27 protein-coding genes are annotated in these 26281 nt (G+C 43.3%); 17 read left to right on the top strand and 10 right to left on the bottom strand.

The genetic code is table 11. The annotated features are described in order from the left end of the window. Window positions 1–14: 14 nt before the first annotated feature. On the top strand, window positions 15–542 hold the full coding sequence (locus tag NI465_RS10180) for a disulfide bond formation protein B (protein ID WP_005267702.1): 528 nt from the start codon (window positions 15–17) through the stop codon (window positions 540–542). 54 nt (window positions 543–596) lie between these two features. Here NI465_RS10180 and NI465_RS10175 read toward each other — a convergent pair whose 3' ends face one another. Next, complete coding sequence (locus tag NI465_RS10175; RefSeq protein ID WP_005267699.1) at window positions 597–1928, bottom strand: PGAP1-like alpha/beta domain-containing protein; 1332 nt, start codon at window positions 1926–1928, stop codon at window positions 597–599. A gap of 246 nt (window positions 1929–2174) precedes the next feature. Between NI465_RS10175 and NI465_RS10170 the strand changes: the two genes are divergently transcribed. The 7 genes from NI465_RS10170 (at window position 2175) to urtE (ending at window position 10617) form a co-directional block, all read left to right on the top strand. After that, entirely contained in the window at window positions 2175–2768 is a 594-nt protein-coding gene (locus tag NI465_RS10170) for a YqiA/YcfP family alpha/beta fold hydrolase (RefSeq protein ID WP_005105323.1), read from the top strand. A gap of 1 nt (window position 2769) precedes the next feature. Continuing rightward, window positions 2770–4650 carry a DNA topoisomerase IV subunit B gene (gene parE / locus NI465_RS10165; protein WP_086044242.1) on the top strand — a complete coding sequence of 627 codons (1881 nt, stop codon included), beginning with the start codon at window positions 2770–2772 and terminating at the stop codon, window positions 4648–4650. A gap of 358 nt (window positions 4651–5008) precedes the next feature. Next, window positions 5009–6289 (top strand): urea ABC transporter substrate-binding protein, encoded by a 1281-nt coding sequence (gene urtA / locus NI465_RS10160; RefSeq protein ID WP_253145176.1) that lies wholly within the window; start codon window positions 5009–5011, stop codon window positions 6287–6289. A 94-nt stretch (window positions 6290–6383) separates the two neighbouring features. Further along, entirely contained in the window at window positions 6384–8015 is a 1632-nt protein-coding gene (gene urtB / locus NI465_RS10155) for an urea ABC transporter permease subunit UrtB (protein ID WP_253145174.1), read from the top strand. A 4-nt stretch (window positions 8016–8019) separates the two neighbouring features. Beyond that, a complete protein-coding gene (gene urtC, locus NI465_RS10150; protein WP_253145172.1) occupies window positions 8020–9093 on the top strand; it encodes an urea ABC transporter permease subunit UrtC in 1074 nt (357 codons plus the stop codon). Beyond that, window positions 9090–9908 (top strand): urea ABC transporter ATP-binding protein UrtD, encoded by an 819-nt coding sequence (gene urtD / locus NI465_RS10145; RefSeq protein WP_004281279.1) that lies wholly within the window; start codon window positions 9090–9092, stop codon window positions 9906–9908. The genes urtC and urtD overlap by 4 nt, the downstream gene beginning before the upstream one ends. A 10-nt stretch (window positions 9909–9918) precedes the next feature. Further along, window positions 9919–10617 (top strand): urea ABC transporter ATP-binding subunit UrtE, encoded by a 699-nt coding sequence (gene urtE, locus NI465_RS10140; RefSeq protein WP_253145170.1) that lies wholly within the window; start codon window positions 9919–9921, stop codon window positions 10615–10617. 243 nt (window positions 10618–10860) lie between these two features. Here urtE and NI465_RS10135 read toward each other — a convergent pair whose 3' ends face one another. The 4 genes from NI465_RS10135 to NI465_RS10120 form a co-directional block, all read right to left on the bottom strand. Continuing rightward, complete coding sequence (locus NI465_RS10135; RefSeq protein WP_004281281.1) at window positions 10861–11568, bottom strand: phospholipase D family protein; 708 nt, start codon at window positions 11566–11568, stop codon at window positions 10861–10863. A 66-nt stretch (window positions 11569–11634) separates the two neighbouring features. Then, window positions 11635–12357 (bottom strand): hypothetical protein, encoded by a 723-nt coding sequence (locus NI465_RS10130; protein WP_253145169.1) that lies wholly within the window; start codon window positions 12355–12357, stop codon window positions 11635–11637. A 172-nt stretch (window positions 12358–12529) separates the two neighbouring features. Next, window positions 12530–13042, bottom strand: a complete 513-nt coding sequence (locus tag NI465_RS10125; protein ID WP_005250276.1) for a GNAT family N-acetyltransferase — start codon at window positions 13040–13042, stop codon at window positions 12530–12532. Window positions 13043–13122: 80 nt separating this feature from the next. Next, window positions 13123–13848 (bottom strand): outer membrane protein OmpK, encoded by a 726-nt coding sequence (locus NI465_RS10120; protein ID WP_180180797.1) that lies wholly within the window; start codon window positions 13846–13848, stop codon window positions 13123–13125. 1004 nt (window positions 13849–14852) lie between these two features. Between NI465_RS10120 and NI465_RS10115 the strand changes: the two genes are divergently transcribed. The 4 genes from NI465_RS10115 (at window position 14853) to dsbD (ending at window position 18526) form a co-directional block, all read left to right on the top strand. Beyond that, window positions 14853–15218: an HPF/RaiA family ribosome-associated protein gene (locus NI465_RS10115; RefSeq protein ID WP_004647220.1), complete on the top strand. Its 366-nt coding sequence runs from the start codon at window positions 14853–14855 to the stop codon at window positions 15216–15218. Between the two features lie 127 nt (window positions 15219–15345). Then, entirely contained in the window at window positions 15346–15888 is a 543-nt protein-coding gene (locus tag NI465_RS10110) for an ankyrin repeat domain-containing protein (protein WP_004647221.1), read from the top strand. 21 nt (window positions 15889–15909) lie between these two features. Beyond that, a complete protein-coding gene (locus NI465_RS10105; RefSeq protein ID WP_004281287.1) occupies window positions 15910–16665 on the top strand; it encodes a transporter in 756 nt (251 codons plus the stop codon). A 19-nt stretch (window positions 16666–16684) separates the two neighbouring features. Beyond that, window positions 16685–18526 (top strand): protein-disulfide reductase DsbD, encoded by a 1842-nt coding sequence (gene dsbD / locus NI465_RS10100; protein ID WP_253145214.1) that lies wholly within the window; start codon window positions 16685–16687, stop codon window positions 18524–18526. A gap of 28 nt (window positions 18527–18554) precedes the next feature. Here the strand turns inward: dsbD and NI465_RS10095 are convergent, their stop codons facing one another. Continuing rightward, window positions 18555–19751 carry a GGDEF domain-containing protein gene (locus NI465_RS10095; protein ID WP_253145167.1) on the bottom strand — a complete coding sequence of 399 codons (1197 nt, stop codon included), beginning with the start codon at window positions 19749–19751 and terminating at the stop codon, window positions 18555–18557. A gap of 342 nt (window positions 19752–20093) precedes the next feature. Here NI465_RS10095 and NI465_RS10090 point away from each other — a divergent pair, with 342 nt between their 5' ends. Next, window positions 20094–20663: an FMN-dependent NADH-azoreductase gene (locus NI465_RS10090; protein ID WP_180180798.1), complete on the top strand. Its 570-nt coding sequence runs from the start codon at window positions 20094–20096 to the stop codon at window positions 20661–20663. Between the two features lie 62 nt (window positions 20664–20725). Here the strand turns inward: NI465_RS10090 and NI465_RS10085 are convergent, their stop codons facing one another. Further along, window positions 20726–21637 (bottom strand): alpha/beta hydrolase, encoded by a 912-nt coding sequence (locus tag NI465_RS10085; protein WP_004729134.1) that lies wholly within the window; start codon window positions 21635–21637, stop codon window positions 20726–20728. Window positions 21638–21793: 156 nt separating this feature from the next. Between NI465_RS10085 and NI465_RS10080 the strand changes: the two genes are divergently transcribed. Next, a complete protein-coding gene (locus NI465_RS10080) occupies window positions 21794–22231 on the top strand; it encodes a DUF2147 domain-containing protein (protein WP_005105342.1) in 438 nt (145 codons plus the stop codon). Between the two features lie 73 nt (window positions 22232–22304). On the opposite strand, the gene NI465_RS10075 is transcribed toward NI465_RS10080, so the two are convergent. Next, entirely contained in the window at window positions 22305–22655 is a 351-nt protein-coding gene (locus NI465_RS10075) for a Spx/MgsR family RNA polymerase-binding regulatory protein (RefSeq protein WP_253145165.1), read from the bottom strand. 44 nt (window positions 22656–22699) lie between these two features. Here NI465_RS10075 and NI465_RS10070 point away from each other — a divergent pair, with 44 nt between their 5' ends. Continuing rightward, window positions 22700–22942: a hypothetical protein gene (locus tag NI465_RS10070; RefSeq protein WP_253145163.1), complete on the top strand. Its 243-nt coding sequence runs from the start codon at window positions 22700–22702 to the stop codon at window positions 22940–22942. A 188-nt stretch (window positions 22943–23130) separates the two neighbouring features. Here the strand turns inward: NI465_RS10070 and NI465_RS10065 are convergent, their stop codons facing one another. Then, window positions 23131–23949: an exodeoxyribonuclease III gene (locus NI465_RS10065; RefSeq protein ID WP_253145161.1), complete on the bottom strand. Its 819-nt coding sequence runs from the start codon at window positions 23947–23949 to the stop codon at window positions 23131–23133. 40 nt (window positions 23950–23989) lie between these two features. Here NI465_RS10065 and pyrE point away from each other — a divergent pair, with 40 nt between their 5' ends. Beyond that, window positions 23990–24640 (top strand): orotate phosphoribosyltransferase, encoded by a 651-nt coding sequence (gene pyrE / locus NI465_RS10060; protein ID WP_253145159.1) that lies wholly within the window; start codon window positions 23990–23992, stop codon window positions 24638–24640. A 461-nt stretch (window positions 24641–25101) separates the two neighbouring features. Here pyrE and NI465_RS10055 read toward each other — a convergent pair whose 3' ends face one another. Next, window positions 25102–25311: a cold-shock protein gene (locus NI465_RS10055; RefSeq protein ID WP_004281299.1), complete on the bottom strand. Its 210-nt coding sequence runs from the start codon at window positions 25309–25311 to the stop codon at window positions 25102–25104. 549 nt (window positions 25312–25860) lie between these two features. On the opposite strand from NI465_RS10055, the gene NI465_RS10050 reads away from it, so the two are divergent. After that, window positions 25861–26193: a hypothetical protein gene (locus tag NI465_RS10050; RefSeq protein ID WP_004729144.1), complete on the top strand. Its 333-nt coding sequence runs from the start codon at window positions 25861–25863 to the stop codon at window positions 26191–26193. Window positions 26194–26281 lie beyond the last annotated feature (88 nt).

The following is a 26281-nucleotide window of genomic DNA, read 5'->3' as shown; positions in this document are numbered from 1 at the left end:
TAAGAGGATTCACCATGCAATGGGGTTATCGCTTCGTGAGTGGTATGTTGTTTCTGGCTGCTGTCATCGGCATGGCATTTGCCTTATATCTTGAGCATGTACAAGGTCTGGCGCCTTGTCCGCTCTGTGTGTTTCAGCGTGTTGGATTAATCGGACTCGGGATCATCTCACTGATCGCATTCCTGCATAATCCCGCATCTAATCTCATGAAGCGGCTGTATGCCTTGCTGGGTTCGCTCAGTATTTTGTGGTCTGTGGGCGTGGCTGCGCGTCATGTCTGGTTACAGAACCTGCCACCGGATCAGGTGCCGAGCTGTGGTCCCGGTCTGGAATACTGGCTGGAAACCCTGCCGATGCAGTCTGTACTGCAACAGGTGCTGAATGGTTCGGGTGAATGTGCTGCGATTGACTGGACTTTCTTGGGTCAATCCTTACCTGTCTGGTCTTTGATCTTCTTTAGTATTTTATTGCTGGTCAGTTTATGGCAACTGCTGCGTAAATATAAAAAGGCACCGGTTAAACGACTCAGAGATAAATATTAATTCCGTATTTAATAAAAAAGCCCTCAATTGAGGGCTTTTTTATTTTGCTTGAGTTTAGGTCAGGGCAATGCCTTCCAGACTGTCCAGATCCATCACATATTCATGAATCTGATCAAAGGCTTCATCTTCTACACTTGGATAGAACCAGCGCGCCACCTGCTCGGCCACCAGCGGATGATACTGAATTTCAAAATGGTTCAGGCCATAGAAAATCGCCTTGTTTGCATCCGGGACTTTGAGCTGAAAGCGCGGATTGGGATGCTCGCCCAAAGCACTTTTAATACTGACCAGATAATCGCCAATCACATGCAAGGTCTTGTTCTTGCGGTTTTCAAACTCGATGGTGCCGGCAACCAGGTAGGTGTCGATATGAGAGGGAATCGGGGCAGGTTTACGGTGATCATCCATAAAGCCGATCCGAAGTGGATTATGCTCCCAGTCATCATCCCGGACGCTGCCATGGCGCAAATCCAGAATACCGTTACTGCGAATATTGACCAGATGGCCAAGCAGCCGGATCAGTGGAAAATGTCCAAGTTTGTCCTGCAAGCTAAAGCCAAAACGTTCCAGTACTGCACCATGATGCGGTGAGCCCAGACAAACCAGATTTTCCACCATATTGACCCAGCTATAGACATTCTGCTTGCCATAAAACAGCGCACTACGAGAGACCAGACCACCCATGCTATGCCCGATCAGGTCAATACTGGTAATTCTAGGATTGCGAACAACCAGATCCTGTAAGGTATTCGCCAGACTGCGACCATTGGCAGAAATCCGGCGTCCAGTATTGTAATTCAGGTAGAGCATGGTATTGCGGTCGCGCTGCGCCAGTAATTTTGCCCCAATGCCTTCATATTTGCGATTTGACCAGTCTAAATGGTTCATGCATAAGCCATGTACAAACAAAGTGATACGACCGCTTAGCTCACCTTTTTGCAGCGAGCCATAATGGTCATAGATCACCATCGGCAGGGCTAGAGGGTTTTGATATTTCAGCAGATAATCCCCGATAATGCCATTTAAGACACTGACCAGAAAATGCAAGGAAGGTGTCAGCGGTTTATTGTGCAGTTTAGGAAAGCGTTCAATAATCTGGCGCAAAGCAGGGGCAATCAGGGTATTGCCATAATGAAACAGCATGTCATAAGACATCTGATAGAGCCGCACGATTGAAGGAATATTCTGAATCTTTTCTGAATTATTTTCACTTAAACCGAAAATACTCATTAAGATTTCGCGTTGAATACTCTTGACCAGTTCCTGGATCACATCGTTAAAGCGCATAGTCACCAGCTGCGCCAGACCTTCCAGTACATCGGCCTGACTCGGCGGGGTCCGATCCCATCGACAATAGGTTTCATGTAACGGTGTCAAACTTGGCATCTGATCCTGTCCTTTCAATGAGCCGCATGTGGTGCCATCTTTCTTTTTAAAGAACTTCGCGGTATAAATTCTTTTTCTTGTTGAGTTTCCTGATTTTGAGGGCCTCAGCTTAAAATAACGAGAATGAGAGAAGATTTTGAGCTTTTTTGTCAGACAATTTAAGCAATTAACTGGTCTTATAACGTAGTGTACTTCACATTATTTAAATTAAATTTTGATGATTGATGGGTTTTTTGTTGGTAGTTCATGAATATCATTTATTTGCATGGTTTTAAGAGTAATTCGAACTCGATCAAGGGGAAATTGCTGCAACATTACTGTGCAAAGTATCCTGAAATTCAGGTACATTTACCCGATTTAAACATGTCACCGAAGGCTGCCATTGCGTATGTTTCTGGCCTGATTGAATCGATGCATGATGTGGCGTTACTGGGCAGCAGTCTCGGCGGATTTTATGCGACACATCTGGTCGCACAGCATGCTGTGCCTGCTGTACTGATCAATCCGGCAATGCGACCATGGCAACTGTTTCGTGAACTATTTGATGAGCAACTGCCTTATCAGGTTCATCCGAAATGGTGTCTGGATGAAGCAGATCTGGTACAACTCCAGCAATTGGCCCTGCCTGTTGCACAAGATGCAGACAAAATACTGGTTCTGCTGCAACAAGGCGATGAAGTTTTGGATTATCGTGAAGCACATCGTTATTATAGTGCTGCGCATCCCCCTGCAATACTGATGACTGAAGCGCATGGCAGTCACGGGATGGATGATTTTGCGGAAAAAATTCCGTTCGTCTTACAGTTTTTATTGGACTGCATAAAAAAGGAAACCGAATAACGTGTCTCAATATACGGCTCAATCTCTTGAAGTTTTATCTGGTCTGGATCCGGTCCGTCGTCGTCCGGGCATGTATACCGATACTTCTCGTCCCAACCATTTGGCACAGGAAGTGATTGATAATGCTGTCGATGAGGCACTGGCAGGACATGCCAACAAGATTACCGTCACGGTCTATAAAGATGGTTCTTTATCAGTCGAAGACAATGGCCGTGGGATGCCGGTGGATATTCACCCTGAATACGGCCAGAGCGGTATTGAAATTATCATGACCAAACTGCATGCCGGCGGTAAGTTCAGCACCGATAACTACCAGTTTTCCGGTGGTTTGCATGGCGTTGGGATTTCAGTGGTCAATGCGCTTTCGACCCGGGTAGAGGTTGAAGTTCAGCGTCAGGGCAATCTGTATAAAATGGCCTTTGAAAATGGCGAACCGGTTGCACCGCTTGAAGTGCTGGCAGGTAAGGCACCGAAACGGGTATCAGGAACTACGGTACAATTCTGGCCTGAAGCCAAATATTTTGATTCGCCTAAATTTGCCTTAAAAGCGTTAAAACATAATCTCAAAGCCAAAGCTGTTTTGGCGGCGGGTTTACAGATCAATTATGTTGATCAGATCAATGATGAAAAGATTACCTGGCAGTTTGAAAATGGTCTGGTCGACTATTTGATGGACGAGCTGGAAGACCGTGAAATTATTCCGGCACCGGCTTTTGTTGCCACAGGTGACGCAGAGCGCGCCAGCGCAGAATTTGCGATTTGCTGGAATGTCGAAGGCGGAGAAAGCGTCCAGGAATCTTATGTCAACCTGATTCCAACCGCACAAGGTGGAACCCATGTGAATGGTCTGCGTTCAGGTGTCACCGATGCGATGCGCGAGTTCTGTGAACTGCGGAATTTGCTGCCGCGGAATATGAAACTCTCTGCCGAAGATGTCTGGGACGGCGTCAACTATATCCTGTCGCTGAAATTCCAGGAGCCACAGTTCTCAGGTCAGACTAAAGAACGTCTGTCGAGCCGTGAAGCAGCAGGGATTGTGCAGAATATTGCCAAAGATGCCTTTGCACTGTGGTTGAACCAGAATTCTGACATCGCCATGCAACTGGCAGAAATGGCCATTTCTAAAGCCGGTCGCCGTTTAAAAGCTGCGAAAAAAGTGGAACGTAAAAAGATTGTGGCAGGTCCAACCTTGCCGGGTAAATTGTCTGACTGTGTAGGCCATGATCTGGATCAGTCAGAACTGTTTATTGTGGAAGGGGATTCTGCGGGTGGTTCGGCCAAGCAGGCGCGTGATAAGAACTTCCAGGCGATTATGCCAATTCGTGGCAAGATCCTGAATACTTGGGAAGTCTCTTCTGATGAAGTATTAGCATCTCAGGAAGTACACAACATCGCGATTGCGATTGGCGTTGATCCGGGTTCGGATGATTTATCGGAGCTGCGTTATGGCAAGATCTGTATTCTGGCCGATGCCGACTCGGATGGTCTGCATATTGCCACTTTGCTGTGTGCCTTGTTTGTAAAGCATTTTCCTACACTGGTAGAAGAGGGGCATTTGTATGTCGCAATGCCGCCATTATTCCGTATTGATGACAATAAAGATGTGCACTACGCTTTGGATGAAGATGAGCTGAATAGCATTCTGAAAAAATGCAAAACCAAGAATCCGCAAATTACCCGATTCAAGGGTCTGGGCGAGATGAATGCCAGCCAGTTACGTGAAACTACACTTGATCCGAACACGCGCCGTCTGGTGCAACTGGATCTGGATGATGCTCATCATACTGCAGGTCTACTGGATAAACTTTTGGCGAAAAAGCGTGCCAGTGACCGTAAAGACTGGTTGGAGCAAAAAGGTAATCTGGCAGATTTGGTGGTTTAAACTATCGAATTTGAGTAATCAAAAAATCCCGCAAGCGCGGGATTTTTTGTTTTAAAACAGTGCAAAAAATATTCAATGAGCTGCACTTTTTTTGTACATGCTCTTCCGTTTTAGTTTGATCATATTTTCATTGGTCTTTACCAAAGCTATTTAAGGATGGATTGGGGTTCAGTATTTAAATAGACCATAATTTATTTTTGGTATTACTAAATCTATGATTAATAATATAAATAATTAGATCAGTTAAAGTAATTTTTTTATTTTTTGAAGCCTTGGCACAGAAATTGAATCACTCCACGCAGATGTAAAATAAGACAAGCATGAAACATGCACCATTATAAAGTTTGGAGAAGATCTGATGTTCCAACGCAATTTATTTTCAAAAAGTATTTTAGCCGCAACCATGGCAGGGGCTGTTGCATTAACGGGATGTTCAAAATCTGCTGAAAAAGCAGAAGCCCCGGCCGCAGAAAGCAAAGTCGCAGACAGCGGCGACACGATTAAAGTCGGGATCCTGCATTCATTGTCCGGCACCATGGCAATTTCTGAGACCTCACTGAAAGATACGGCCTTAATGGCGATTAAGGAAATCAATGATAATGGTGGGGTACTGGGTAAAAAACTGGAACCTGTGGTGGTCGATCCAGCATCTGACTGGCCACTGTTTGCAGAGCAAGCACGTCAGCTGATTACCCAAGACAAAGTCGCGGTAATTTTCGGTGCATGGACGTCGGTGTCACGTAAATCGGTATTGCCAGTGGTTGAAGAGCTGAATGGCTTATTGTTCTATCCTGTACAGTACGAAGGCCAGGAACAATCCAAAAATATTTTTTATACCGGTGCCGCGCCTAACCAGCAAGCCATTCCAGCCGTGGAATACTTGATGAGTGAAGAGGGCGGTAAAGCGGAGCGTTTTGTTCTGCTCGGTACAGACTATGTGTATCCACGTACAACCAACCAGATTTTACGTGCTTTCTTAAAGTCTAAAGGTATTGCCGATGCGGACATCATGGAAGAGTACACGCCATTTGGTCATAGCAACTATCAAACCATTGTTGGCAATGTGAAAAAATTCGCAGCTGGTAAAAAGACTGCGGTGATCTCGACCATCAATGGCGACTCGAATGTGCCGTTCTATCGTGAATTGGGTAATCAGGGCATTAAAGCCTCTGATATTCCCGTCATGGCGTTCTCGGTGGGTGAAGAAGAACTGCGTGGTATTGACACCAAGCCATTGGTCGGTCATTTGGCGTCATGGAACTATTTCATGTCAGTGAAGAATCCGGTCAATACAGAATTTACCAACAAAATGAAGCAGTATGCAGTGGAATTCAAACTGCCGAATGCAGACAAGCTCGTGACCAATGACCCAATGGAAGCAACTTATGTCGGGATTAACATGTGGAAGCAAGCCGTTGAAAAAGCAGGTTCTACAGAGGTCGATAAAGTCCGTGAAGCGATGGCAGGTCAGGAATTCAAAGCCCCATCCGGCTATACCTTAAAAATGGATGCGACGAATCACCACTTACACAAGCCAGTCATGATTGGTCAGATTCGTGGCGATGGACAGTTTGATGTGGTCTATAAAACGCCACAAGCCATCCAGGCACAGCCTTGGAGCCCGTACATTCCGAAATAACAGCTATCTTTTGCCTGCCACAGCCGTGGCAGGTGTCCTCTGATTTTTTTCTTACTCTCCACGGAAAATTTCCAATGGAATAGGGGTGAATATAATGAATATTCGCGTGAATATCGCCGCTATTTTTCTGGTATTTGTACAGGTTATTTGTGTGCAACTGGTATCAGCAGAACAATCCTCAAATAGCACTGCATTGACTGCAGCAATACAACAAGATGCAATCCAGCAATTTGTGCAAGGTGATTTTGCCCAGCGCCGTGCTTTACTGAAGCAATGGCCGGGCAGTATTGAGCAGTTAGATCAGCTTGCAGAATATGTTGAAAACGAGCAGCTTTATAGTGGGGCTAATGGTCAAACCTATATTTTAGAATCGGACGAAAAATTACTCAGCTATCCGAGTCTAGGCATCGTTGCAGATTGGCCGAGTGACTTATCACAAGTGACTTTGGTGAATACCTTGCGTAAAGCGCTCAACTTTGGTTTGGCACAAAGAAAACTCAAATCTGAAGATGCTTCCGAGCGTTTAGAAGCGATTGATATTTATGAAAGCAACTTGGCAGAGCTGAATGTTGCTCACATCAATGCCCTGTATTTGAACGAACAAAATAACAAAGTCAAAGCCCGTTTGGCCCAGCTTAAAGCGCGTCTGGATTATCAAGATGCAGATGTCTTAGTTAAAATTCAAGCGGCGAAAGCCTTGCAAGACTCCAATCGTCCCGATGTCTTGGCGATGATCGACAATGAGCTGACACAGCCGAATATCCATTCTGAGCTGAAAGCGGCTTTGCTTGAAGCGAAAAGCAGTATTAAAACCCGGATTCAAGCCAGTGAATGGACTGGGCATTTATTTTCAGGGCTGAGTACTGCGAGTATTTTACTGCTTGCAGCACTCGGTTTAGCCATTACTTATGGTTTGCTCGGTGTCATCAATATGGCGCATGGTGAGCTCATTATGATTGGCGCCTATACTACTTATGTGGTGCAAAGTCTGTTTAAAAGCTATTTGGGTAGCTATGTCGAGTGGTACTTAATCGCCGCGATTCCTGCGGCATTCTTGGTGAGTGGACTGATCGGTATGTTGATTGAACGTACCGTGATTCGTCCATTATACGGTCGTCAACTTGAAACCTTGCTTGCAACCTTTGGGGTCAGCCTGATTTTGATGCAATTGGTACGCATGACTTTTGGTGCGCAAAATGTCGAAGTGTCGAATATTTCGTGGCTATCAGGCGGGATCTCGATTACTCCAAGCTTGATGCTGCCCTATAACCGTATTGCGATTATTGTCTTTACCATTGCAGTGCTTTTGTTGTTGGTTTACCTACTGAATAAAACCCGTTTTGGTCTCTTCGTTCGTGCGGTGACACAAAACCGTCAAATGGCGCGAGCAGTCGGTATTCGTTCTAGTCGTATCGATATGATGGCCTTTGGTTTAGGTTCAGGTCTTGCAGGGTTAGCCGGATGTGCTTTGGCACAAGTGGGTAACGTCGGGCCGGATTTAGGGCAAAACTACATTATTGATGCCTTCTTGGTGGTGGTTGTCGGTGGTGTAGGTCAGGTGTGGGGTGCAGTCCTTGCAGCGCTTGGTCTGGGTATTAGCGGTACCACCTTGGAAATTGGCATTGGTGCAGTACTGGCAAAAATTGTTCTCTTGGTGCTTGTGATTTTGTTTATTCAAAAACGTCCACAAGGTTTGTTTGCCATCAAAGGCCGTTTTGTGGAGTAAGCACATGAAGATTACACAATTACTTTCAGACAAACCGCATAGTGGCATTGCGATTGCCGTGTGCTTTGCCATTTTATTGGCATTGCCATGGCTACATTTATTACCTGCCGATTCAATCCTGCATTTATCTGCTTATTGGGTCACCTTGATTGGCAAAATCATGTGCTTGGCCTTGGTCGCTTTGGCACTGGATTTAGTCTGGGGCTATGCCGGCATTTTAAGTTTGGGGCATGGTTTGTACTTTGCCCTTGGCGGTTATGCCTTTGGCATGTACCTGATGCGCCAGTCTGCAGGGGATGGTATTCCTGACTTTATGCGCTTTCTGAGTTGGACGGAAGTGCCATGGTTTTGGGTGGGGACTGAATACTTCCTTTGGTCACTTGCCCTTGTGGTGTTAGTACCGGGCATCATTGCCTTTATTTTTGGCTTCTTTGCCTTCCGTTCCAAAATTAAAGGCGTGTATTTCTCGATTATTACCCAAGCTATGACTTTTGCTGCTGCATTACTTTTCTTCCGTAATGAAACCGGCTTTGGTGGCAACAACGGCTTTACCGGTTTTAAAACCATTTTAGGCCTGGACATTACCTCGGCATCGATGCGGGCAAGTTTGTGCTTTATCACCGCTTTGGTATTGTTGCTGTGCTTTATTGGTTTACGTCATTTAATGAATAAACCTTATGGCCGTGTACTCGGTGCAATTCGTGACAGCGAAAACCGTCTGCAATATTTGGGCTACCGTACCTTGTGGTACAAGCTCTCGGCATGGGTGCTATCTGCGGTGATTGCAGGCATTGCAGGGGCACTGTATGTGCCACAAGCCGGCATTATTAACCCAAGTGAAATGAACCCGGTGAACTCGATTGAAATGGCAGTCTGGGTGGCAGCGGGTGGACGTGGCACGCTGATTGGTCCATTGATTGGGGCAGGCTTAATCAATGGAGTAAAAACCTATTTTACTTCGGCTTATCCTGAAGCATGGCTGTTGATTTTGGGTACGTTATTTATTGTAGTGACCATCTTCCTGCCAAAAGGCATTATTGGTCTGTTTGACCGTTTTAAAAAGGAGCGTAGCGAATGAGCGAGATCCTGCAACCGCATGGTGGTCATGCTTCTGAAGGCTATGGTCGCCCAAAAGAACAAGGCGCGGACTTTACCCATGGCATTGCATTGTATCTGGAAAAAGTCAGTGTCTGGTTTGATGCCTTTCGTGCCCTAAATGATTTATCGCTGTATATCGAAGAAGGGGAATTACGCTGCATCATTGGACCGAACGGGGCGGGGAAAACCACCCTCATGGATGTGATTACCGGAAAAACCCGTCCAACTGAAGGCGCTGCATTTTTCGGGCAAAACTATGACCTAGCCAAAATGAGTACCGAGCAAATTGCTGAAGCAGGCATTGGACGTAAATTCCAAAAACCGACGGTGTTTGAAAATTTCAGCGTCATGGAAAATCTGCTTCTAGCAGCACCCAAAGACAAGCGCGTGAAAAAGAGTTTCTTTAGCAAACTCGATCCCGATGCCCAAAATGCCCTGGATGAATCACTTGCGCAAATTCGTCTGCAAGAGTTCATTAATAAACCTGCTGGCTTGCTGTCGCATGGTCAAAAGCAATGGTTAGAAATCGGCATGTTGTTGATGCAACGTCCAAAACTGATTTTACTGGATGAACCTGTAGCAGGCATGACCGATGCCGAAACCGAGCGCACGGCGGAGCTGTGTTTAGAACTCAAGAAAAATCACACCCTCGTTGTGGTTGAGCATGACATGAGCTTTATCGATACTATTAGTGAAAAAGTCACGGTATTGGCACAAGGCGCAATTTTAGCAGAAGGCACATTGGCAGAAGTACAAGCCAATGAAGATGTCATTGAAAAGTATTTAGGGCGTTAAGGAGCTTGCGATGTTAGAAGTCAAAGACGTCAATCAATTTTATGGTGGCAGTCATATTTTACGTGATGTGTCGTTGACTGCACCTGTGGGTGAATGTTCGGTGGTGCTTGGACGCAATGGGGTGGGGAAAACCACGCTCCTTAAATGTCTGATGGGTATTTTACCGATTAAATCCGGACAGATTTTGCTGGATGGTAAAGACATATCCAAGCTCGGTCCTGAACAGCGTGTACGTGAAGGTTTGGCTTATGTGCCACAAGGTCGAGATATTTTTTCAACGCTGACGGTGGAGGAAAACATTCTCATTGGTATGGCGAAATTTAAAGGAGCAAAGACACGCAAAGTGCCTGAGCATTTGTATGAAATTTTCCCTGTCTTGGAGGAAATGAAGCACCGCCGTGGCGGAGATTTGTCCGGTGGGCAGCAGCAGCAGCTTGCCATTGCACGTGCACTTGCTTCTGAACCGCGTGTGCTGATTTTGGATGAACCGACTGAAGGTATTCAGCCGTCAATCATTAAAGATATTGGTCGGGTCATTCGTAAACTGGCAGATGGGGGTGAGATGGCGATTGTGTTGGTAGAGCAATTCTATGATTTTGCTGAAGAACTTGCTGATGCTTATACCGTGATGGCACGTGGGCAGGTTGTAGCGCAAGGTGTGGGCAGTGAAATGCCTGAGAAAGGTATTCGGGAGTTGGTGGCGATTTAAGGCTTTTAGCTCCTTCTCCTATGGGAGAAGGCGGGGGATGAGGGTTTATCTTTATTTACCTCTCCCTAATCCTCTCCTAGAAGGAGAGGGAAAAAGCCTCCCTAAGCAAGATATAAGCACTGCTTTATATCGAAGCGTAAGAAAGGGAGGTTTGGAGGGATTAAATTTTAAATCTCCTCTTACGAAGCAGAGCTTCTCATCTCTTAAAGAGAGGGGAATTTTCTTTTTTGAATAATGGAGGGATTAGATCTCCGTATTTTCATTCCATAAAAAATAGCCGCCGTACTGACTTGGACGGTATTCACCACCGATGGATTTGCCTTGGTCAGTTAAAAAATGTTTACCCGTGTCATTCAGCTTTAAAAAGCCTTTATCCACTAACTTTTCAAGTAAATCTGCTGTTTTAATTTTATATTTGGCAGCCAGTTTGGAGGTGGTCAATTTACTAAAGGCATTAGCTTCTTCATCAGTTTGACCTAAATCCTCAGTGTTCGGATTAGCTTTGACTTCATCTAAGCTGATCCGGACTTCTTCGCTAATCCGAATAATACGCTGCGCTTCTTCATACGCATCTTTAAAAACCTCATCATCTTCATACTTACGAACTGAAATGCCCATTTCATTGTTATTGACCTGGCTAAATTCATATAAATTCAAACTCGAAATAATACATTCCGATTCATTGAGATAGCACTTTGCATGCAGGTTTTTGCAGAAACTCAAACGCACATAGTCCAGTTTTTGAATCCATTTGATTTCTTCAGGATGCAAATCACTTTTGCCATAGACAATCCGAACATCAATTTTTAACCGGTCTTTGTCTTCTAATAATTCTTTAATACGGTCATTGAGACGTAAATACGGACTGATTAAAATTAGACGTTCTTTGGCATTTTTAATGAGTTCTTCTAAGAAAAAATTGGTTGCACTGGTATTTAGAAATTTAGCCATATTTTCCCTGTAATATTTTGAATATTATGTTTGTTATAGGGGAATAAGATATCGCTGAATCAGCAATCACTCAACCTTTAAATACATGCCATCCGCTGAGACATTATGGCCAAAACCGCAAGACATTGGATTGTTGCTATTCACCACAATCTGTTGTCCAATTTGAGCGTTAAACTGAAATTTCAAATCAATTTTGCAATCTTCTACGCTGTAATTGGCCTGAGCTTTATTCAGCGACATACGGGTTAAAAATTCTCCCATATTTGGTCCATAAATCAGACTGCGTAAACCCATATAGAGTCCATTAAACTCAATCTGGTAGGCATTAGAAGCTGGTTTAACCTCCATCGTATTCCACTGACCAAAACCTGCATAGCGGACATATTTTCCTGCAAAATTCTTCGGTTTTTCTGGTGCAGGCAATTGCTTCAGATTGAACTGGCTGGCTTTAGCATTCGGAAAAACGGAAAACCAGGCGCGTGCCCACTGCGGATTTCCAAGCTTGGCATAACTTAAACCGACATTATTAAATGCCGTGGTGATATCACGTTCAGAAAAAGCTGTACCCTCATCTTCTACATTCATCGCACAAAAAGATGACCAGGCGGCTTGTTGCTCAAATTGCGCTATAGCCTTTTGATATTGTTTTTGGTCGTAGAATTTCTTGCCATTATTTGCATAGCTTTGCACTTTGCTACAGCCTGAACGGAGCTCTTTTTCAAAATCTGAATCAGCAAAAGTGTGCGCGCTTAAACCTAAAAGACCGATAGACAATAGAGATTTATACATGGTGTTATTCAGTATGATTTTTAGCTGAATAAAACATAGCCGCTCGTATAAGTAAATAGAACTTGTGCTTATTAAACTGGATAACAACAAAATATCGTGATGGCCAAGTATTAAAAAGCTGAAGAGTAGTGTCCAGAAAGCAGTTCTGGAATAGTTTTAAACTAAGAATGAATCAAGCTTGATCCAGATTGAGTTGTAAGAGTACCAAATCACGCCATTGCCCAAACTTCTGTCCGACTTGCGGCATATAGGCAGTTTGAACGAAACCCAGTTTTTCATGCAGACGAATCGATGAGGTGTTTTCTGAATCAATCGCTGCGACCATGATATGCAATTTCTGTACTTGAGCCTGTTCAATTAAATACTGTAATAATTTAGAACCCAAACCTTGCCCTGCATAATCCGGATTTAAAAAGATGGAATGTTCGACCGTCTGTTGAAAGCCCTGAATACTGCGAAACTGATCATAACAGGCATAGCCAGCAATGACCTGATTTCGCGTATCTTCAACCACAAAAACCGGGAAATTCTGATTTTTAAGCTGCTTAAACCAGATTTTGAAATAGTTCAAATCAAAGGCTGTTCTGTTCCAGGTCGCAGTACCATAGAGTACTTCCTGATTATAAATCTTGAGGATGGTTTCAAGATCATGTTCGGTCGCAGGTCGAATATCAAAATCAGGCATATTCTTGTTCTAGTAGAGGTGAGCTGAAATCACAGTTTAAAAAAAGCAGAACCGGAGTTCTGCTTTCGATCATACATCAATTAGAAATGATATTTCACAAGTGCGCTGACATTGTTTTCATCTTGATTTTTAAGACCAAACTTATTGTTCCACACTGAATATTCAACACCGAGGTATAAACGGGTATCTGGAGAAATGTGTTTGCCCGCATTCCATTTCCACTGTGTAGTCCAGTTTAACTCGCTTGCTTGAGCGTCTTTTTCAGCAGTTGACCAATCAAGGAAGCCATCTACAAGAAAATCTTCAGCACCCAGTTTAAATGGCACACCATAGGTAAGCGTCATTTGATAATCGTCTTTATTGCCAAACACTTTTTCATTGTTTGCACGATAAAGATTTAAGCTTGCATATTGAAAGTATGGGATATCAAGGTCAAAGCCCACGCCATATAGGAAGTTATCAGCATTATCTGAACCTTCCCACGTTGTTGAAATAAGCACATCTTTCACTGGACCAAAGGCAAGTTTTTGGCCTGTAACTTCGCTTAAGCTTAAACGTGGTGATAACTCAAAGTACGTACTTTTAACATCATCGCCACCGCGCAGACGATCCATAAAGAAGAATACATCTGCATATTTAACTTTTGCAGCATATTCAACAGTTAAAGTAGTTTGCTGATCGTCTACAACTTCATAGTTTTCACCATAAAGACCTGTAACGCTAAAGTCCTGCCAAACTGGTTTTGCTTGAGCAAATACAGCAGCTGAAGTCAATGCACAAAGTGCCGCAAGTTGTGTAAATTTCATTTAAATCTATCCCCCCGAGAAAGCAGAATAAGCATACAGATTAATAAGTAAAAATAAAGTTAAAAGTGATCGCTGACTTAAATATATTTCAGCCCTTATGAGTTGAATGTAGACGATCATCTTCCCCAGTTTTCATTATTTTTCGCTAATGCTTTTCTAAAGCATTATTTTTTAAATAAAGTTGAATATGTAGCGCCTTAAAAGACTGAATGTATAACTAAAGATATAAAATCACTTCAACTCAGGATGATTCGTTTAGAAAACTAGTAAAAATAGGGGGAATATACAGATTGTTTAGTAATTAATTTGAGCCTGAGGCTGAATAGCTTTGTTCTGTTTGTGTAATGAAGCTACTTTTAAAATCTCAAATGACGGTCGTTTTATAAACCTGTTCTCAGCCTATTCAAGTGAGATTGAACGGTCTTATATTTCAATAAAAAATTATTTTGCAGGTTATTATTTTCGAATGAAGAAAGAGTATTTTTCCTGGTTCTGCACAAGCAACTAAATAATGATAAAGCATATGATCTCTTCAGGACTGTAAGGCTGACTAGACGCTGATCTTATAAGAAAAATTATTAGATAAAAGTGAGCTAATTTCGATAAAAAATACTTTTAATTTCTCTTTTTTTAGGTTTCTTGGTCGAGTGTTATTTAAGCGATTTATCTGCTTGGCCAAAAAATATTTCAAATTAAATCGTGTGAAAGGTTATGAAATTTCCGTTTGAAAAATCCTGCATTTTTGAGCTGAGTAAGCAGTTGTCACAATGGATTATTCTTTTGCTAAAAAACCAAAATATCACTTGCATATTTCCCAGATACAGCCGATATTCAAGATATAAGGACACGATTCTGCAGACTCAAAAATGTGTTCATCATTCAAAATGGAGGGTGTGATTCCAATCATTTGAAGAAGTGAAATGCGATGCGAAACAGCAAGCTACAAACGTGCCAAGATAAAAAATTTTGCACTCAAAAGTTACAAAGATTGAGGATGGTAATATATGAATATTGAACTTCGTACCGATAACCACATTCAGAATAGTGATCGTTTAATTACTTATGTACGGGAAGAATTAAATCAAGAATTCCAGCGCCACAGCGAACGTATTACCCATTTTTCAGTCCATCTCAGTGATGAAAATGGCGCCAAAGGCGGCGATGACGATATTCGTTGTATGATTGAAGCGCGTCCTGCAGGCTTGAAACCTGTCGTAGTCAATCATCGTGGCCATAATGTCGATACTGCGATCCATGGTGCAATTGACCGACTAAAACGTAGTCTGGAACATGTGATCGAGAAAAAAGACAATGTTCGTCCTGGTGCTCTCGAACTAGCAGACACAGATACTGCGGATATCGAAGACTAAGCCGAACCGATTTGAAAAAGCCCTGCGGGGCTTTTTTCGTATTAAACAAAAATATAGTTATGAGAAGCACAACAAATCCTGCTTTATTCGGCATAATAGTCGAAAACGAATCAAAGTGAGCTCCATCATGTTAACTGCGCAACAACAACTTTTTGTGCAAGCACTCGAAGAATTAAATCTGGACCAGGTCAAACAGCTGCTGGCAGATGGACTCAACCCGAATTTTATTGATCATGACAAAGGCCCGGTGATTTCGGTCTGGTCAGATGGCCTGTTTAAATGGTGGGAAGAAGTGTGTGAGCTGTATGAAGCCGGAACACCACTTTCAGAAGAGGAGAAACAGGCACGTTTGGCGGTACATTTACAGATTCTGGAAGAACTGATCCAGGCCAAAGTGAATCTGCATTTGTGGGATGCAGAAGAAATTTATGGTCCACTCTGGGATGCCGCAAGTGCCGCATGCGCGCCAGCTGTACAGCGTTTACTGGATGAAAAAGTCGATCCAAATAGCAAAGATGAAGATGGCATGACTATTTTATCTTCAATTAGTGATCTATTCTTTGATTGTGATTTTGATGAAATCAACTGGTCAGAAGCCTTGGATGAAGAAAAACAGACGCTAGAACTGCTTCGCAAGCATGGCGCAAAAATGACCAAAGAACTCAGTTAAATTTTAATAAAGAGCTCCAACATGACAACATTAAAAACCTTGGGTTTGATTGCACTGGCCGGTTGTAGTGCACAGCTTTTCGCAGCAGATTTTGAATTTGATCGACCAGGTGAGGGTCTCAGTACTGGAATTACTCCAGTCGGAAATGTCGCTTGGGAGCAAGGCTTGCCTACAGCGCGTTATAGCAAGTCGGGCGATCAGACCGCGACCACACTCAGTGCAGATATGTTGTTACGTACCGGACTCAGTGATGATCTGGAATTGCGTTTAGGTTGGGCTGGCCCGACCTGGACCCAAGTGAAATCCAATGGCCAGACCGAAGAAGATGATGGTCTGGGCGATGTTAGTATTGGTCTGAAAAAGGCCATTGATTTGGATGATGACAAACTCAGTATGGCTTTGCTGGCCGAAGCCATCATTGCAACAGGCAATGCCGGTTTCACTAATGAAGAAGATATTTACAGCTTGGGTTCTGTCGTGTCGTATCAATATAATGACTTGGTCAGTACCGCATTGACCATGCGTTATGAATGGCAGGACAGCAACTGGGCAGTGTCTGCGATTCCTTCTCTAGGCTACCGCATTACTGATCGCTGGTCAGGTTATTCTGAACTGATTTACCGTAAAGCTGAAAGTGTCGATAATCAATACGCGCTCGGTACCGGGGTTATGTATGCCTTAAACGACCGTGTCCAATTGGATGCGAATGTCGGTGTAGATCTGGATGGTGCAGATCGAAGTTACTTCTCAGGCCTAGGTTTCTCTGTGCTGTTCTAAGTTATTCAACTCACAGATGATGAAATACTCGCAGTTCCCGACCTGGGAGAAAATGCTTGCCCTGGTTATTTTGGGAAGCACCTTGTTCAGCAGTCCTGCTCAGGCGGAAACTGCATTGTTGTCTGCCGAGCAGGCTTTTCCTGTGAGCGTGATCTCCACCAGTCAGCAGCAGGCTGAACTGAGTTGGCAGATTCCAGACAACTATTATCTGTATCAGCATAAAATTGAAGTCCGGCAGGGCAACCAACCGGTGTCGTTTGAGTTGCCACCCGCTGAAGATTTATATGATGATAACTATGGACATACCCAGGTTTATTATCAGCAGTTAAAGTTTCAAATTCCGACTCAGGCGGGGCAATCCTATCAGGTCAGCTGGCAGGGCTGTGCCAAAGACCGGATCTGTTATCCGCCACAAACCATTCAGTTCAAGACCGATTTGTCTGGTCTGGTGCAATTTGAAGCTACCGGATCAGGAACAAAGCGTTTACTCGATCTGAATACTTCATCACTGCAACACAATACCCTATTTAATGCAGCGGACTCCTCAGAATCTACAGCAAATGAAATCTCTGCATCAGCCAACACACAAACTGAACCCTATGCAGCACAAGACCAGAAATGGTCAGCCCAACTGCTTGAACGCTCTTTGGGCTATGGGCTTTTGCTGTTCTTTGGCTTAGGCATTTTACTGGCTTTTACACCGTGTTCCTTGCCGATGTTGCCGATTCTGACCTCGCTGATTGTACGAGATAGTAAAGGCCTGAAAGCCTGGATGATTGCACTGACTTTTGTCAGCAGTATGGCCGCTGTCTATGCAGTACTTGGCCTAATTGCATCTTCGGCCGGCCTGAATTTTCAGCGCTGGTTGCAGCAACCGGGAACCCTGATCGCATTTAGCATCCTGTTTGTCCTATTTGCCCTGAATCTGTTTGGCCTGTTTGAAATCAAACTGCCGCAACGTCTGGTTCATCGTCTGGATCGGGCACAGGCCATGCAGCAGGGAGGCGGTCTGGTCAGTGCCGGTGTCATGGGCATGATTTCGGCGCTTCTGGTGGGGCCATGCATGACCGCACCGCTGGCAGGCGCATTATTGTTTATTTCCCAGACGCAAAGTCAGTGGCAGGGAGCTTTACTGCTGTTTACTTTAGGTTTTGGGATGGGCACGCCTTTATTGCTGGCCAGTATTCTGGGTGCACGGATTCTGCCTAAAGCCGGGCATTGGATGAATCAGATCAAAGTGCTCTTTGCCTTTATCATGCTGGCGCTGGCGCTGTATTTTATTCGCCCACTGATTTCAGAAGCCGCTTTACAATGGTTATCCCTAGCTTTGGGTATGACCTTCGTGGCTTATGTGCTGTTCCGGATTTTCTGGCATCGTACCGGTTTGAGATGGCTATATATCCTGTGTCTGGTACTGGCCGTGCCCTATATCGCTTATAGCCAATATCAGCACAGTCAGCGTTTTTTTGTGGAGCAGGCGAGCACAGAAGCCAAGTGGCATGTGGCACGTAGTGCAGCAGAATTTCAGCAGATTTTGGACAGGGCACCACAAGGGCAAAAGATTATTATTGATGTCTACGCCGACTGGTGTGTTGCCTGTCAGCCGATCGAACATCGTATTTTAAAATCTGCAGCGGTACAGCAGGCGCTTGCGCCATATTTCCTGATCAAGCTGGATTTAAGCCAATATAATGTCTCTCATCAAGCGCTGTTAAACCAATGGGAAATTCTCGGGCCGCCGACGTATTTATTCTTGAATGCGCAGCTGCAGGAAATTAGGGGTTTACGTTTAACCGGTGCTTTTAGCGAGGCAGAATTGCTGGCACAGCTGCAAGCACTGGCTCAAAGTGAAAATCCATAATTTAGTTCTTAAAAAAAGCTGAACCCGTTTAAGAAACCTGCATCTGTGCTGGCACCGCTTCAGCATAGGCTTTGACCAGATTACGCCCACCGGCTTTGGCTTGATAAAGTGCCTGATCGGCCTGACTCAATAATTGTTGTGGGCGTAATTCCGCGCTAGAAATGGCAATCCCGAAACTAGCGGTCACTGGAATCAGCTCACCCTCATCACTGAAAATCTGCAATTGCTGAATGGCGATGCGACAGCGTTCAGCCACTTGCTCGGCTTTTTCCAGACTGGTATTTTTAAGCACCAAAATAAATTCTTCCCCGCCAAAACGGCCGACTACATCACTTTCGCGCAATTGCTGGTTCAGCACGGCACTCACTTCAACTAAGGTTTCATCGCCCTTATGATGGCCATAGTGATCATTAATTTTCTTGAAATGATCCAGATCCAGTAACACCAAAGCATAATTGGGAGTGGCTGCGGCATTCAGTTTATCCAGACATTGGTTGATGCTACGGCGGTTAAACAGGTTGGTGAGCGGATCAATCTGACTCAGCTGTTTGATCAGCTGCTCGCGATGACGCCATTGACTCAGCAGAATCTCGAATAAGACCATACAGACGGCCAGAATTGGCAAAATGAAATACAGCATCGATAACAGCCAGAAACCATTATAGAAAAGCTTGTCATCGATATTAAATAGCGGTGAATAAGGCAATTGATGTCTGAAACTTAAATAGGCACATCCGCCCAGGAAAATGGAGGCGGGAATCAGCATGCTATACACCAGCGTGCGATGAAACAGCACCAGACCGACCATAATTAAGCAGACGTAAGCGGTGGTAGCGACCGGACTGATCACGCCGACAATATAGGCATCCCGGCATAGCGAAACCACAAAGGTGCCGACTGCCAGATAGGGTAGATAACGTTCCACCAGACGGTTGCCCTGAAATTTATAACAAGGATAAATCAGTAAGGCTAAAATCAATAAAAAACTGCCGTTCAGCACGACTTGTGAATGAACCCGTTCAATCTGTACATATTGCCAATACTCAGGATTGAATAAAACAAAGAGATCCCAGCCGAGCCAGGTCAGATGTACTCCGCATCCCAAGGTCAGCATCAGGATGCATTTCTTCAGGATGCGCCAGTTCATCACGACTTCATCTTCGACCAGATATTTCTTGATTCTGTGTCTTAGCACTTTTTCTAATACAGGCGATATTCGCTTCATGGTCCCGGTCTGACTTTAATTGTTATGGCAGATTTTTTTTAAGACTTATTGGATATTTATAACTTTATTTACACAAGATAACATAAGTTTGAATGCTTGATAAACAACAATATTTAAAACATTTTTGTGATTTAGTTGATATCTGATCTGCTCAGTCTTTGCCGATAGCGCAAGTGATCCAGGCTATGTCAAAGGGTCTTAATCAAAATTAAAGAGGTTAAGAGGTATACAGTTTTGTTCTAAATTCAGGATGATGTGTTTTATTTGTACTAATTATTTCAATATAGTCAATCGTTAAAATGGCTGCATTGTTAGAAACAACCAAAGATAAAGAGCGAAGCCATGAAAGTTTTACAGATTGATTCCAGTATTTTAGGAGATGCTTCTATTTCGCGTCAGTTGACTCAGGCTGTGGTGGAACAACTGCAGCAAAAATATGCTGAGGCCATTGAAGTTGAGTATCTGGATCTGGCTGCACAGCCTATTCCTCATCTTACCGCCGAAATTTTAATGGGCCAGAATACAGAACAAACGGCATTGGGCGAGGAAATTTTAGATCAATATTTACAGGCTGATGTCGTGGTGATTGGTGCAGCGATGTATAACTTCGGTTTGCCATCAACCCTAAAAGCCTGGATTGACCGGATCTGTGTCGCGGGACGTACTTTTAAATATACCGAACAAGGTCCTGTGGGTTTGGCGGGCAATAAGAAAGTGTATATTGCCAGCAGCCGTGGTGGTGTCTATGGCGAGCAAAGCCCGGCTGATTTTCAGGAGGCTTTCCTGAAAACCGTGTTTAACTTTACCGGTGTGAATGATATCGAAGTGATTCGTGCTGAAGGAGTGAACATGGGCGAAGCGGTTAAAGCCCAAGCATTGCAAACTGCATTGCAGCAAGTTCAGGCCATTTAAAACCTAAAACCTCTTTTCAAAGGGTCAGCTACGGCTGACCTTTTTTATATGCTAAATCATGCTTAATCTCGGTCCAGACGATGGGCAAATTCTGCAAGATCGGTCAGCGCCTGTTTGGCTTCATCGAACCAGGCACTGAACATCTGGAAGTTGTGCCACATGCCGGTATAGAGTTTAAATTCGACCTCGACACCCGCCTGTTCCGCTTTTTCTTTAAAACGACTAGCATCATCCAGCAGAATTTCCTTGGAACCTACCTGAATATGAATCGGTGGCAAGCCGGCTAAATCGGCAAAAAAAGGAGAAACTTCCGGATCACCCCGATCAATCGAACGCGGCACATAATATTCAATCCCAGTTTGAACTGTTTCCAGAGACAGCAGGGCGTCATGCTTCTGGTTATAACGTAAAGATTCACTGGTCAACGTTAAATCCAGCAGTGGAGACAGCAGAATCAGACCGCTGACCTGTGGCAGACTTTCCTGCTGTATTTTAAGTGCCAGCGCCAAGGCTAGATTGGCACCGCAAGAATCGCCGGACAGAATGATATCTTTGGCCTGAACACCTTGATCTAGCAGCAGATTATAGACATCAAACAAGGCTTCCAAGGCTTCAGGATAGGCAGATTCGGGTGATAGTGGATAATCGACATGCAGCACCTGCATCTGGGTTCGAGCCGCAATTTGAGTCATAAAGGCGCGATGGGTATTTAAAGAACCTAAGTAAAATGCGCCGCCATGAATATGAAAAATCAGCTGGGTCGATTCCTGCTGCGGCTTAATTTCTTCCGCGCGCAGTCCGGCCAATCGAAGCGAGCGAATCTGTACCGTTTTATCCTGAGGAAAAAGTTTGCACATCTGTTCCAGTGCAATGCGCATCGAACTCGGTGGAAGACTGAATCTGCTCGGGGCACGAATGGCCGTTTTTAAAAAGCTTTCTGTAATTAATTGTTTCGTTAGCGGGCTTATCTTCATCTTCCTTCCATCTTTTTGTGCTTATATTGATCGTATAGATTATTTACCAACCATATTTACAAGGTTACACTAAATAGTCACACCTAAAAATTGAAAAATTGTTGTGACTTTTTAATACTACATGGGTCTATTTTCAGACTAAGGAAATGAAGAAAAATGAAAAAAATAGCGCTTACGTTAGGACTACTAGGCTTATCTGCACTGGCTAATGCCGCGGATCCTTTAAATGGCACGGTATGGAAAACCATTGATGATAAAACCAAGCAGCCTAAGGCCATGGTTAAATTCACTGAACAAAAGAACGGCACTTTGTCAGCCAGTATTCAGTCTGTGTTAACTCCAGGTGAAGAAAATGCCTGCAAGAAATGTGAAGGTCCATATCACAACAAATCTCTGAAAGGCTTGACTATTGTTAAAGGTCTGAAAAATGCTGGCGGGACCAGTTATGACAGCGGTTCAATTCTTGACCCACAATCTGGTAAAACTTATAAGTTGAAAGGTCAGCTGGCAGACGGTGGCAAGAAACTTGAGCTACGTGGTTTCATCGGCGTAGCGGCATTGGGTCGTAACCAGACCTGGATTCGTGCCAACTAATTTATTTTAAGCAGATATACAAAAGCCTGACCAATGTCAGGCTTTTTTTATGAGTGTTATTCAATACAAGATATTAGCGGTCTAAGCCACGATAAACCGTTTCATTAAAACCGGCAATAAATCCTGTAGAGGTTGAAAGTATTGGACGTTTGATTAAACTGGTATGGGTGGTTAATGCATTAATTAAGGCATTTTCACTTGACAGGGTGGCCTGTTGCTCTTCTTCACTGAGTTTACGCCAGGTAGTGCCTTTCTTGTTCAGAACCACGTCCTGACCCAAGGCATCCAGCCAGGTTTTGACGGTTTCAGCATCGATGCCCTGTTTTTTATAATCATGAAATTCATAACTCAGACCTTGCTCCGTCAGCAGATCAAAGGCTTTTTTCATCGAACTACAATTTTTAATTCCGTAAATTTTTAACATAGCTGCCATCTAAAAAATTTAAATCATGAACTAGCTTAACCAAATTGGCAGCAGCAAACCATGCAAAAGCAAATGAAAAAAAAGAAAAAAATTTTAAATACCAGAAAAGTCATGTCATCAAAATGACATCAAGCAGCTTTAACATGAGCAGCAAGAAAAAGAACAATCTAAATAATAAGAAAAATAAAAATTTGGGAATGATAGAAATAGAAAACCCGCATTTAATCATCCTGATCATGCGGGTCTCAATCCAACGTCCAATGTCACATCCATGCAAAACAAGCTAAATCTATAGTCTGTTTTATTTTCGTCCTACGGCGTCCTGTCCTTATGTTGTCGTCCTGACATGTCCTTGTGCCGTAGCGCTATAATGCTATGTTATTACATTGAGATAAACCCAAAAAATACGTCATGTCATGTAAGAGATAAGCCTTAATTGAGTGAACAACTGTTCACTCAATTAAATGATGAGGCTTTATAATTTGTAGTCGATAATCACGGGAGCATGGTCGCTAAACCATTGTTCTTTATAGACCCAGGCATTCAAAGTGCGCTCTTTCCAGTCTGGAGAGCAGGCCTGATAATCAATCCGCCAACCAACGTTCTTGGCGCGTGCTTGTCCACGGTTTGACCACCAGGAGTATAATTCGGCTTCTTTGCGGACTTCACGGAAAGTATCCACGTAACCGAGTTCATCGTAGATATGATCTAGCCAGGCACGTTCGTGCGGCAAGCAACCCGAGGCTTTCTGGTTGCCCGACCAGTTTTTAATATCAATACGTTTATGCACAATATTATAGTCACCGCAGACAATCACCGACTTATTTTCATCGCGCCACTGTTTCAGGATTTTTGCATATTCTTCCAGAAAGTGATCTTTACGCGCTTGCGCTTCATCGCCTGATGAGCCGGAAGGCAGGTACAGGGAACATATCTGTACAGTTTGTTCTAGACCCAAATCAAATTCAGCAGCAATAAAACGGCCTTGTGAATCAGCCAGTTCAAAACCCAGGCCATCGGTTAAAGAGACAAAAGGCAGGCGGCTATAAATAGCCGTACCGGCATAACCCGGACGTTCGGCAGGAAACAGGTGCGTGTACCAGCCTTCAGGCTTGAATTTATCCGTCCACTGCGCATGCGTGATCCGGCTTTCCTGCATACAAATCACGTCGGCATCCGACTGTTCCATCCATTCCAATAGACCTTTGGTGACGGATGAGCGTAAGCCGTTGACATTAATTGAAACGACGCGAAGAATTTTTTGATCACCTGGATAGCTACTCTTTGGTATCATGCGCAAGTCTTACCTTAATTAATGGATTTAGGAGCACCTCATGTCAACGCCAGCTCAGTTTAACCCGCAAGCTTTTATCGAACTCGCATTATCACGCGGTGTGCTTAAATTTGGTGAGTTTACTTTAAAATCGGGACGTGTGAGTCCCTATTTTTTTAATGCGGGTCTGTTGAATGATGGTGAAGCCTTGACCCTGCTGGCTTCTGGCTATGCTGCAAAACTGACTGAATGTGACCATGTTGAAGTGATTTTTGGCCCTGCCTATAAAGGCATTCCTTTTGTGGCAGCAACTGCTGTGGCTCTATCGCAAAATCATGGCGTGAGTGTGCCGTGGGGTTTTAACCGCAAGGAAGCCAAAGACCATGGTGAGGGTGGCGTATTGGTTGGTGCTTCTGTAGAAGGTAAAAAAGTCTGGATCATTGATGATGTGATTACCGCAGGCACAGCGATTCGTGAAGTCGTCACCATCCTGAAAAATGCCGGTGCGCAGATTGCGGGTGTGCTAGTTGCATTAGACCGTCAGGAAAAAGGTCAGGGCGAACTGTCTGCGATTCAGGAAGTGCAGCAAGAGCTTGAGATTCCTGTACATGCCTTAATTACCATGAAAGATTTAATGGACTATCTGGAAGCGAAAGGTGACCTAACAGCTTTGGCGAAAATGGAAGATTACCGTGTTAAATATGGGATCTAAGCCTAGATTGGCATAGAAAAGGAAGCTTGAGCTTCCTTTTTTTGTAGATGTTCAATTTGCTAAACATTTGAAATTTATTATCTCTGTCTATTCTTGTAAGCATTGGCTTACATCAATTCCAGCACTTTGCGGCTGTTTTGAATAGTGGAAATTTCCTATGATAGCTTTAACAGGAACAGGAGGTTCCACACAAGAATAACAATAGATAAATACAAGGAAAGTAAGGTACGACAGGAGTTATACCAAGCGAACCCATACGGAAAGCCCCTGGCAGGATGCTAGGGGTTTTTCATTTTTATCTTTTATAAAGTCTAACTGAGCAGCAGTGATTCAGAAACATGATTCTTAAAAATTCACTTTTGATGAGCTAAACAGACAATCAGAAAACCTTTCACCAAAATTATGAATCTTCAGTGCTAAAAAAAGCACCTGAAGGTGCTTTTTCTTATTGCTGGACTAAATTATAGCGCAACGATATTGATCGCATTTGGACCTTTTTGACCATCAACCACGCTAAAAGAAACGCGTTGACCTTCAAACAAAGTTTTGAAACCAGAACTGCTGATTTCTTTGAAATGTGCAAAAACGTCAGGACCTGATTCTTGTTGAATAAAACCAAAACCTTTAGTTTCGTTAAACCATTTTACTGTACCGGTAACTGTAGTAGACATAATATAACCTGTTAAATTTTAATAATTTTAGTAATGCAAATGACTATGGATAACTTGGAAAAACAACAAGAATTGAAATAAAGATCTGAAAAAACTGAGGATTATAAATAATACTGCGGCACTTAAAGAAGCTTAACTAAACAACGCTTTTTTCTAGTTAAACACAGCATAGCCTAAATCAGAAAATATTCAAGTTTTTTATATTTATTATTTATTTTTCTTATAAAAGTGGCTTAGTTCTTCTTTTTTTAAAAATTTCAAGCTGCTTTTACCTTGAGCTTTATCGGTTGAATCTGAGCTCTAATGAAGCTAAACAATGAAATACATGTTGTGTTTGCGTTACTTTATGTTAATCAGAATCGTTCAGTACTCAGCAAGATTTTACTAAGTCATTGTATTTTATAACTTTGGGTAAATTAGTATTTGTAGTTTTAAGATAGTTATCGTCATTGTTTGTGTATAAAAATCCACCTATATTAAAATTCAATTGGAAAAATTAACTATAAGAATTTCTTGATTTTAATTTAAAACCAAATATGAGTGAGTCTCATGGATTACTGGAACAGTGTGTTACTTATATCCATCATCACCATGGTTGGACTGGCCATGATCATCCTGTTCGTCGGATGTAAAATGTGGAAGAACTTGGTGGTTACTTTACTGATTGCCACCTTGATTGGTTTTCTGATTGTATGTGCAATCAATTTTGTTTTTGGCGATCGTCTTCAATTTCTATGGGGTGCCCCTGAGACTGGCGATAGCAATTTTATGCTGGAAATGGGGCTGCTGAGCCTGTTAATTGGCGGTGTAAGTACCTTTATCATTATGTTAGGCACTTTGGTTGCTAAAAGTAACAGTGGAAATCAAGGCGATGAAGACTAGGGTCTGTTGACATTTACTGTTCATAATTAACCCTATAAAGGTAGCCATAAAAATATACAGGCTAAAGCAACAGAACTTTGATAATTTC

This window comes from Acinetobacter lwoffii, from assembly GCF_024129855.1.
Classification (GTDB): Bacteria; Pseudomonadota; Gammaproteobacteria; order Pseudomonadales; family Moraxellaceae; genus Acinetobacter; species Acinetobacter lwoffii_L.
Note: the sequence above shows the minus strand (reverse complement) of the source record. Positions and strands in the feature narration are given on the sequence as shown.